Here is a 7,811-nt window from a genome sequence, read left to right on the forward strand (position 1 = left end):
AATGCTCCATTCGGGGGTCGACGCCCGTACCGGTGGGGGCCGGTGCGGGTGCGAGCACCGTCAGGCGCTCAAGAAAGTCTTCGAGGGGATCCGGCCGCACGCGGGGCAGGGGGTGCCACATCGCGGCGCCGGAAGCATGTCCAACGACCCGCCACCCGGCATCATTCCCGGGGCCTCACGCCACCAGGGGTACGACGGCACGGGGTTCACGTCGTCGGAACCATGCTCAACGACCGGAGCCTCGGGTCTGATCCCACAGAAGGCGAGGCGCTCGGAGGCGCGGGCCTTGCTCGGTCGTTCACCCGGTTACAACGCCACCGGCCCGCCCACGATTCCACCGTCAGAGTGTCACCCACCACCCCCGAACCCGACTGACACCCCACAGACACCCAACCCCACCGGGCGCCCCGCTCTACACCGCGTGATCAAGGAGTTTGCGGCACCTTCCGGCGCTCGCGAGGCCGCAAACTCCTTGATCACCCCGAAGAAGCCCTCCTCCGGCACCCGATACAGGGTTGATCATGAAGTTGACGGCGACAAAACGGATACCAATTGCCAGTGCGGCGACTGGATGGGAGCGGAGCAGCTGCCGACGGGTCACGCGATCTTGCAGTTCGAGCCCTCCGAGCGCCCTATTCACGCGGTTCATGGGGCACCGAAGTGCAAGATCGCGGGTCGGGGCGACGAGAGCTCCCCGAGAGTGCGTCGGGTCGGCGATCTTGGAGTTGTGGTGCCTCGCGTACCTCGCCAAACGGGCATCCTGGGTGCCACAACTCCGAGATCGACGAGGCGACGAGGCGACGTGGGGAGCGCGGGTCAGCGGCGGCCGTGGCGGGAGCGTAGGTAGTCGGAGACGACGTACTCGCCCAGGTCGTCCAGGTCCGGGGTGAACATCCGGCCACCCGAGCGCCGCGCCACCGCGTCCACGAACCGGCGCAGCCCCGGGTCGTCGCCGAGCATGAACAGGTTGAGCGTGGCGCCGTACCGGGTCAGCCGGTCCACCTCCCGGATCGTCGCCGAGATGGTCTCCGGCAGCGGCGGCCAGTGGAAGTACGCCTCACCGTCCTCCGGATCCAGGTGCGCCGTCGGCTCGCCGTCGGTCACCACCAGCACCACCGGCTCGGCGCCCGGGTGGCGGCGCAGGTGCCGGCCGGCGATCCGCAGCGCGTGCTGGAGGTTGGTGCCCTGCTGCATGTCCGGCTCCACCGCCGCCAGATCCTGCTGGGTCAGCGGCATCGCCTCCCGGCCGAAGCCGACGATCTGCAGCGCGTCCTGCGGAAACCGGGTCGCCATCAGGTGCGACAGGGCCAGGGCGGTCTGCTTCATCGGCCCCCAGCGCCCCTGCGAGATCATCGAATACGACAGGTCGACGCAGAGCACCACCGCCGCCGACGCCCGCCGTTCGGTCTCCATCACCTCGAAGTCCTCGACCGCGAGCGGCACCGGCACTCCGGGGCCGGCCCGCCGGACCGCGCGGGTGAGCGTGCGCACCACGTCCAGCGGCTGTTCGTCCCCGTACTCCCAGGGGCGGGACGCACCGCTCACCTCGCCTGCCGCACCGGCCGAGCGGAGGTCGTGCTGGCCGCGCGGGCCGGCGGTCAGGTCGGCGAAGACGCGTCGCAGCGCCGTGCCGGCGAGGCGGCGCAGCGCCTTCGGGCTGAGCGTCAGCCCTTCCGCGTCCCGGGTGACCCAGCCCTGGCGGCGCAGTTCGCGTTCCAGCTCCCGCAACCGGCGTACGTCGTCGGCGGCGTCCCGGCCCAGCGTGCGGGCGACCGCCTCCACGTCGACGTCGTCGAGTGTGGCGCCGGGCTGGTCCTGGTCGAGGGAGTCCAGCAGTTCGTCGAGTTCGGCGATCTCGTCGAGCGCGCCGGTGGCCTCGCCGTAGCCGAGCGGCTGGTCGCCGCGCACCCGCTCGCCGCGCTGCCAGTTCAGGTCCGGCCGCAGGGAACGCAGGTGGGCGTCGAGCTGGGACAGTTCACCGGCGAGCCGGTCGCCGAGCGACTGGCGCATCAGCCCGCCCAGTTCCTCGCGCTGCCGGTCCGACAGCGAGCGCATCAGACGCTCACCCGCGGCGGCCCGCCGGGCCAGTACGTCGATCAGCTCGTCGACGTCTCGGGGCCCTTCCGGGAAGAACTCCCCGTGGCGGCGCATGAACTCGGCGAACGCGTCGGTGGTGTCCTCGGAGCGGGCGTGCCGGGCGAGCAGGTCGTTGAGGTCGCGCATCATCTCGGCGAGCTGCCGCTGGACGGCCGGGTCGGCGGTGGCCCGTGCCGCGTCGCGCAGCCCGGCGAAGCGCTGCTCCAGCACGTCGCCGCGCAGCCCGTCGAGGAGTCGCTGGTACGTCTGCCGCGCCTCGGCACTCGCCCAGTCGTACCCGGAGAGCTCCGACACCGCGCGGGCGGTGGAGCGGGGCAGGTTGTCGAGCACGGCCTCGGCGAACCTGGCGTCGTCGCCGTCGCGGTCGCGCAGCTCGTCGCGTTCGGCGGCGAGCGCCTGGTCGAGCAGTGCACGGGCCCGGGTGACGGCGCCGTCCAGGTCGCCCCGGCGCAGCGCCTCCCGGCGCAGGCGGCGGGCTCGGGCGGCCAGGCCGTCCAGGCCGCCGCGCCCCTGGGGGCCGCGCCGCAGCAGCTCGCGCAGCGACTCGCGCAGGCTGCCGCCGGCGAGCACGTCCGAGCCGACCGCGTCCACCGCGGCGCGCACGTCGTACGGCGGGGCGAGCGGGTCGGGTCCGCCGCGCCACTGCCCGTACCGGAAGCGGTTGCCGCCGGCCACTGTCAGTCCCGGTCCCCGTAGACGGTGCGCCCGGAGTCGGTGACGTCCTTGCCGAGCCGGCGGGTCAGGTGCAGCCCTTCCAGCACGAACTCGATGCCGGCGGCTGCCTCCTCCGGGCTGGGCGCGTCGCCGAGGCCGAGGCGGTCGAGCACCTTGGCCAGCCCCGGTACGGTGCCGACCTGGCGCAGCAGCTCGGCCGAGGAGACCAGTTCCCCGGTCTCGACCGCGCCGCCCTCGGCGACGAGCGCGGTGAAGCCGGACAGGTCGAGCCCGGCGAGCCGGGCGCGGAACGTCTCGGCGGTGGCGGTACGCAGCAGGTGCGCCAGCACCTCGATCTCGCGCCCCTCCTCGCCGCTCTCGAACTCGACCTTGCCGCGCAGCGTCGAGGTCACCGACACGGTGTCCCCGATCCGGGCCACCGGCGCCTCCGGCCGGGACGCCGACCCGGCGCCGCTACCCGAAGCACCGGCACCGGCACCGGCACCGGCCAGCAGACCGGAACGACGCAACGCGGCAGCGGCCACCGTCTCCGCGGCGGCGATGGCGAACCGGGCGGACACGCCGGAGCGCGGGTCCACCGACGGCGACTCCCGCACGTCGCGGGCGAACCGGGCCAGCACCTCCAGCACGTGCTCCGGTACGACGGCGACCAGGTCGGCCTCCTGCCGGATCAGCGCCAGCTCCAGGTCCAGGTCCAGCGGGTAGTGGGTACGGATCTCCGCGCCGAACCGGTCCTTGAGCGGCGTGATGATCCGGCCCCGGTTGGTGTAGTCCTCCGGGTTGGCGCTCGCCACGAGCAGCAGGTCGAGCGGCAGCCGAAGCTGGTAGCCGCGGACCTGGATGTCGCGCTCCTCCAGCACGTTGAGCAGCGCCACCTGGATGCGTTCGGCCAGGTCGGGCAGCTCGTTGACGGCGAAGACGCCCCGGTTGGTACGCGGTACGAGCCCGAAGTGGATGGTCTCCGGGTCGCCGAGCGTGCGGCCCTGGGCGAGGCGGATCGGGTCGACGTCACCGATCAGGTCGCCGACGCTGGTGTCCGGCGTGGCGAGCTTCTCGCCGTACCGCATCGAGCGGTGCAGCCAGCCGATCGGCAGGTCGTCGCCGGTCGAGTCGGCGAGCGCGCGGGAGGCCGGGGTGATCGGGTGCATCGGGTGCTCGTTGAGCACCGAGCCGGGGATCACCGGGGTCCACTCGTCCAGCAGCGCGCCGAGCGAACGGATCAGCCGGGTCTTGCCCTGCCCGCGCTCGCCGAGCAGCACCATGTCGTGCCCGGCGAGCAGCGCGCGCTCGACCTCGGGCAGCACCGTGTCCTGGTAGCCCACGATGCCGGGGAAGCGGTCCTCGCCGGAACCCATCCGGGCGAGGAGGTTGTCTCGGAGTTCCTGCTTGACCGTGCGGTAGCGGTGCCCTGCGGCGCGCAGCTCGCCGAGCGTGGTCGGCAGGTCGGCGGGCGGGACCGGGGAAACCTGGTTGGGAGCGGTCACCCGATCCACGCTAGCGCGCTCCGGTGACCGGCGGCCTCCGTCGTCGATGTCGCGACAAGGGAAGCCGCCGGAACGCCACTCACTTACCGAGGCGGGCGCGGACCATCCGGGGTACGGCGGCCAGCCCGGTGACCGGGCGGAACGCGTGCGCGGCGGCGACCAGTGCGGCGTACTCGTCGTCGGCGAGGTCGATCTCGGCGGCGGCCGCGTTGCGTTCCATCTGCTCGATGCCGGAGGCGCCCGGGATGGCCACCACGTTCGGGTGCCGCAGCACGTACGCGAGCGCGATCTGGCTCGGCGTGGCGTCGTGCGCGTCGGCGACCTCGCGCAGCGTGGCGATCAGCCGGGTGCCGCGTTCCAGGTTCTCCGGCAGGAAGTACGGGTTGGCCCGGCGTACCGCCCCCGCGGGCGGGTTCGTGGCGTCGTAGCGGCCGGAGAGGAATCCCTGCGCCAGCGGCGAGTACGCCATGACGATGCGGCCGGCCTGCTCCGCGTACGGGATGAGGTCTTCCTCGGGGCCGCGGTCGATCATGCTGTAGCGGACCTGGTTGCTCAGCACCCGGCGGCCCAGCGCGGCCTCGGCGAACCGCCACCGGCGCAGGCCGTAGTTGCTGACGCCGACCTCGCCGACCAGCCCGATGTCCTGCAACGAGCGCATGCCGCGCATGGTGGTGGTGTCGGCGACCACCGGATTGGCCTGGTGCACCTGGTAGAGGTCGATGCCGTCGACGCCGAGCCGGGCGGCGGAGGCGACCGCGCGCTGCTGCACCACCGGGGCGACCGGCAGCAGCGGGAAGATCTTCGTGGCGACCACGACCTTGGCCCGGTCGTCGCCCAGCGCCGCGCCGAGGATGCGCTCGCTGCGGCCGAAGCCGTACAGCTCGGCGGTGTCGAACAGGGTGACGCCCAGGTCGAGCGCCCGCCGGACGATCTCGGCGGCCCGGCGCTCGTACTCGGGGCCGTAGCCCCACTCCCGCGAGCCGAACTGCCACGTGCCGAGGCCGATCCTGGAAATGGGCTTGGGGGTGTCGAGCTGCACGTAACGCATGAGGCCGAAGGTACCCGCGCCGCTGCGTGCGCACTCCGGTCCGGACAGAATGGCCTGGTGACATACCTCGCCAGCGACGACCGTTACCACGAGATGATCTACCGGCGCAGTGGCCGCAGCGGGCTGAAGCTGCCGGTCATCTCCCTCGGCCTGTGGCACAACTTCGGGCCGGACCGACCCTTCGAGCGGCAGCGCGACATCGTCCGCCGCGCCTTCGACCTCGGCATCACCCACTTCGACCTCGCGAACAACTACGGCCCGCCGCCCGGTTCGGCGGAGGAGAACGTCGGCCGCCTGCTCGCCACCGACCTGAAGCCGTACCGGGACGAGCTGGTGATCTCCAGCAAGGCCGGTTATCTGATGTGGCCCGGCCCGTACGGCGAGTGGGGCTCGCGCAAGTACCTGATCTCGTCGCTGGACCAGTCGCTGCGCCGACTCGGGCTGGACTACGTCGACATCTTCTACTCGCACCGGTTCGACCCGGAGACTCCGCTGGAGGAGACGATGGGCGCGCTCGACGCGATCGTCCGCTCCGGCAAGGCGCTCTACGTGGGCATCTCCAACTACAACTCGGAGCAGACCGAGCGGGCCGCCGAGATCCTGCGTGACCTGGGCACGCCGCTGCTGATCAACCAGCCGTCGTACTCGATGGTGAACCGCTGGACGGAGAGCGACGGGCTGCTGGACACGCTGGAGGGCGTCGGCGCCGGCTGCATCGCGTACAGTCCGCTCGCCCAGGGCCTGCTCACCGACCGTTACCTCAAGGGCATCCCGGCCGACTCCCGGGTGCGCACGAGCGTCTTCCTGAACGAGAGCGACCTCGACGAGGAGACGATGACGACGGTCCGGGGGCTCGCCGCGGTCGCCGAGCGGCGCGGGCAGACGCTGGCCCAGCTCGCCCTGGCGTGGGCGTTGCGCGACCCGCGCATGACCAGCCTCATCATCGGCGCGAGCAGTGTCGCGCAGCTGGAGGGCAACGTGGCCGCCCTGGACAACCTCGACCTCGCCGGGGAGGACCTGGCCGAGATCGAGGACCTGCTCGGCTGAGTCACCAGACGCGGCGCCGCCCGGCGCGGTGGTTGCGGACACCGCACGGCCGCCCGGGCGGCGGCCCGCCGGCCCGCCGCAGTCCGACCACCGCCGCCGCGAGCAGCGCGGTGGCGAGCGCCGCCGTGCCGAGAACCAACGGCCGGGAGAGGGGTCCGCCGTCGGTCACCGTCGCGACCGGCACCGCCGGCTCGTCGTCGTCCGCCGTGCCGGCGAGGGTACGCGGAGGCGACGCGCTCGCCTTCGGCGCTGCCGACGGCGGGTCCGGCGTGCCGCGTGCCGCCCGGAAGATCACGTCCGAGCAGGAGTAGTACGTGTCCTGGGTGTCCGAGTTCTGCCAGATGACGTAGACGATGTGCCGTCCGGTGCGCCCGGCGGGCAGCTTCCCCCGCATCTCGTACGCGCCCGCGCGGATCGGTGGGTCGGTGACCTCGAAGAACGGCTTCTTCTCCAGATCAGCCCAGGTCAGCACGCGCTTCGGCGAGTACGAGCCGGTGGTGACGTAGTACCGGAACGTGCCCCGGTGCGGGATGGTGGTGCGGTAGCGGAACGTGTGCCGGGCCCCGGCGGTCAGGGTGGTGGCGGGCCAGTCGGTGCGCGGCAGGTCCAGCCCCCGGTAGGCGGACAGCCCGCCGCTGCACAGCTCCCCGTCCGGGATGCGTTCCCGGTCCCGCCCGTCGATCCGGGCCACCCGGATGTTGTCCCACTCGCGTACCGCCGCTCCGGCGGCGATCGCGGCCCGGCAGGCGGTCGTCTGCGCCCGGCCACCCTCGGGCCCGCACGCGGCGGCCCGGCTCAGCGGGCTGGTCGGCGCACCGTGTGCCGCGGCCGGCGCGGCGCCCAGCGGCACCGTCGCGGCGACGGCGGCGAGCGCGGCGAGCGCGCGTCGTGCGGCCATGTGATCGACCTCCCGCGCACTGGTACGGCCGCGAGCCGCGAAAGGTTCGATCCGCGCCGATCGGCCGGGGCGGCGTGACCGAACGGACAACCGGGGCGGCGACGGACGCCGGAGGGGCCCTAGAGTGACGAAACCCTGTGATCGAGGAGTGTTCCTTGTCCGAGCCGGCCCCGTCCCCCGAGCCGTCCCGCGCCGCCCCCGCGCGGCCCGGCCACCGGCAGCCGTCCGGCGACCGTTCATCCGCTCCTCACCTCGACGCCACGGCGGGCACCGACTCCGCACCTAGTGTTCTGTCTCGCAAATAGCTAGCCGTTTTAGTAGACTTCGGACGTGACACGCGCTGCTGCACCACTGATGCTCGAACCCGGCCAGCGGGAACTGCTGGAGTCTCTTGCCAAGTCGCGTACGGCCGAGCATCGGCTGGTGCAGCGGGCGCGGGTGCTGCTGCACGCCGCGGACGGGATGGCCAACGCCGAGATCGGGGCCCTGGCTGGGGTGACCCGGATGACGGTGCGAGCGTGGCGGTCGGAGTTCGCTGAGCGTGGGCTTGCCGATCTGGGCA

Annotated in this window: 6 protein-coding genes; 2 read left to right on the forward strand and 4 right to left on the reverse strand. The window is 72.8% G+C overall.

Annotated elements, in window-relative coordinates:
* Positions 1-816: 816 nt before the first annotated feature.
* From C569_RS0129150 to C569_RS0129160, 3 genes are all read right to left on the reverse strand, one after another.
* Entirely contained in the window at positions 817-2,772 is a 1,956-nt protein-coding gene (locus tag C569_RS0129150; protein WP_018789233.1) for a VWA domain-containing protein, read from the reverse strand.
* Between the two features lie 2 nt (positions 2,773-2,774).
* Positions 2,775-4,265 carry a magnesium chelatase gene (locus C569_RS0129155; protein WP_018789234.1) on the reverse strand — a complete coding sequence of 497 codons (1,491 nt, stop codon included), beginning with the start codon at positions 4,263-4,265 and terminating at the stop codon, positions 2,775-2,777.
* Between the two features lie 70 nt (positions 4,266-4,335).
* The gene (locus tag C569_RS0129160) at positions 4,336-5,304 is read right to left on the reverse strand and encodes an aldo/keto reductase (protein ID WP_018789235.1); all 969 of its coding nucleotides are present in this window, start codon (positions 5,302-5,304) and stop codon (positions 4,336-4,338) included.
* A 57-nt stretch (positions 5,305-5,361) separates the two neighbouring features.
* On the opposite strand from C569_RS0129160, the gene mgrA reads away from it, so the two are divergent.
* A complete protein-coding gene (gene mgrA, locus C569_RS0129165) occupies positions 5,362-6,351 on the forward strand; it encodes an L-glyceraldehyde 3-phosphate reductase (RefSeq protein WP_018789236.1) in 990 nt (329 codons plus the stop codon).
* A gap of 1 nt (position 6,352) precedes the next feature.
* On the opposite strand, the gene C569_RS0129170 is transcribed toward mgrA, so the two are convergent.
* Positions 6,353-7,249, reverse strand: coding sequence for a lytic polysaccharide monooxygenase (locus tag C569_RS0129170; protein ID WP_018789237.1), 897 nt, complete (start codon positions 7,247-7,249; stop codon positions 6,353-6,355).
* A 330-nt stretch (positions 7,250-7,579) separates the two neighbouring features.
* Here C569_RS0129170 and C569_RS0129175 point away from each other — a divergent pair.
* The coding region (locus C569_RS0129175) for a helix-turn-helix domain-containing protein (protein ID WP_026268795.1) at positions 7,580-7,811 on the forward strand (232 nt) is incomplete at its 3' end.

This window comes from Micromonospora sp. CNB394 (genome assembly GCF_000374985.1).
Classification (GTDB): domain Bacteria; phylum Actinomycetota; class Actinomycetes; order Mycobacteriales; family Micromonosporaceae; genus Micromonospora; species Micromonospora marina.

What these genes read in the sequence shown, in the direction of transcription:
- C569_RS0129160 (WP_018789235.1), bottom strand. Translation starts at nt 5,304, where the DNA reads ATGCGTTACGTGCAGCTCGACACCCCCAAGCCCATTTCCAGGATCGGC.
- C569_RS0129170 (WP_018789237.1), bottom strand. Translation starts at nt 7,249, where the DNA reads ATGGCCGCACGACGCGCGCTCGCCGCGCTCGCCGCCGTCGCCGCGACG.